3 protein-coding genes are annotated in these 1,613 nt (G+C 63.4%); all 3 read right to left on the minus strand.

Going from position 1 to position 1,613, the window contains the following annotated elements; translation table 11 throughout:
• Positions 1–311, minus strand: a 311-nt coding sequence (locus EN914_RS34745) for an SMC-Scp complex subunit ScpB (protein WP_206527310.1), incomplete at its 3' end; no start/stop codon positions are given.
• Positions 308–1,108, minus strand: coding sequence for a ScpA family protein (locus tag EN914_RS34750; RefSeq protein WP_013531293.1), 801 nt, complete (start codon positions 1,106–1,108; stop codon positions 308–310). The genes EN914_RS34750 and EN914_RS34745, both read right to left, overlap by 4 nt.
• A 61-nt stretch (positions 1,109–1,169) precedes the next feature.
• The coding region (locus EN914_RS34755; protein WP_164779144.1) for a glycoside hydrolase family 3 N-terminal domain-containing protein at positions 1,170–1,613 on the minus strand (444 nt) is incomplete at its 5' end.

Below are 1,613 nucleotides of genomic sequence, written 5' to 3' on the forward strand. Positions count from 1 at the left end.
GCGGTGCGGAACGCCCAGGCATCGCCGACACGCACCAGATTGACGCCGCGCCGCGCATAGATCTGCTGCAGCTCGGCCATGGCCAGGGCGATGTTGATGCCGTCCGGCAGGCGTGCCGCAAGCTGCTTTTCGCTGACGGGTTCGGCGCTGGCGAACACGATCGCCTCGGCCATGCGCACAGCCTCGGCCAGATGCAGCCGTTCGGCCGGGTTTTGTAGCTGCTGCTCGGCCGGATCCTGGGAAGGCGGGCCCTCTTCGGGTTCATCGCCGATCTTGAACGGGACAACCGAAGCGTTGGCGCGTTCGCTCATGATGCCACCTCGACTGCCTTGATTGTCTGCGTTCGGCCGCGCAGGTAGATCGGCGCGAACGTCTGATCCTGCCGCACATCCATCTTGCCTTCGCGCACCAGTTCCAGCGTGGCAGCGAACGAGCTCGCGATCGCCGTGCGCCGCTCCTCGGGACTGGTCATGTACGCGATCAGAAAACTCTCCATCGTCGTCCAGTCGCTCACGGCTCCCACAAGGCGGGTCAGGATGTCGCGCGCGTCCTTGAGCGACCAGACACCGCGCCTGGCGATGGTCACATTGTTGATCGCCTGCTTCTGGCGCTGCTGGGCATAGGCGGTCAAGAGATCGTAGAGCGAGGCAGAATAGGCGTTGCGCTTTTCGATGATGACCATTTCCGGCATGCCGCGCGCGAACACGTCGCGGCCGAGCCGGTTGCGGTTGACCAGACGCGCCGAGGCGTCGCGCATGGCTTCCAGCCGCTTCAGTCGGAACTGCAGCACCGCCGCCAGTTCCTCGCCGCTTTCGCCCTCGTCGCCTGGCTGCTTGGGGATCAGGAGCTTGGACTTGAGGAAGGCCAGCCATGCCGCCATCACCAGATAGTCGGCGGCAAGCTCCAGCCTGAGCGCCCTCGCCGTCTCGACAAAGGTCAGATATTGCTCGACCAGCGCCAGGATCGAAATGCGCGCCAGATCGACTTTCTGGGTGCGGGCAAGATGCAGCAGAAGATCGAGCGGACCTTCGAAGCCGGCCACGTCGACGACCAGCGACGGGTCGCCGGTGACGCGTGAATCGTCATTTTCGGCCCAGAGACGGTCCATCGGTGCGGCCTTCGCGGCCTTGCTTTCCAATGTCTCCGCCACTGCCTGTCACTTTCCCTTGCTATGCCACCGCATCGAAGTAGGTGGCGAATTCGGCGCGTATTTCGGTTTCTTCGACCGTGTCACGGTCCTTTATATAGGTCAGCGCCCGCTTGGCGCGCTCCAGCGACGTGCCCTCAAGCCCCGTGGTGCGCGATGCGATGCCGGCCATCTCCTCGAAAACGCCGTTGCAGTGAAGGACCAGATCGCAGCCCGCCGCAAGGATCGAGGCCGCCTTTGTCGGGAAATCCCCAGAAAGTGCCTTCATCGATGTGTCGTCGCTCATCAGCAGTCCGTCGAAGCCGATTTCGCGCCGGATGATCTCGTCGATGACCTTGCCGGAGGTGGTCGCCGGATTGTTAGGGTCGATCGCGCTGTAGACGACATGCGCAGTCATCGCCATCGGCAGATGGCTAAGCTCCTTGAACGGGGCGAAATCATGCCGCTGCAGATCACTGAGCGAGGC

This window comes from Mesorhizobium sp. M7A.F.Ca.CA.001.08.2.1 (genome assembly GCF_003998455.1).
In the GTDB taxonomy this organism is placed as follows: Bacteria; Pseudomonadota; Alphaproteobacteria; order Rhizobiales; family Rhizobiaceae; genus Mesorhizobium; species Mesorhizobium ciceri.

Coding starts and splice junctions, on each gene's coding strand:
- EN914_RS34750 (WP_013531293.1), bottom strand. CDS start 1,108: ATGGACCGTCTCTGGGCCGAAAATGACGATTCACGCGTCACCGGCGAC.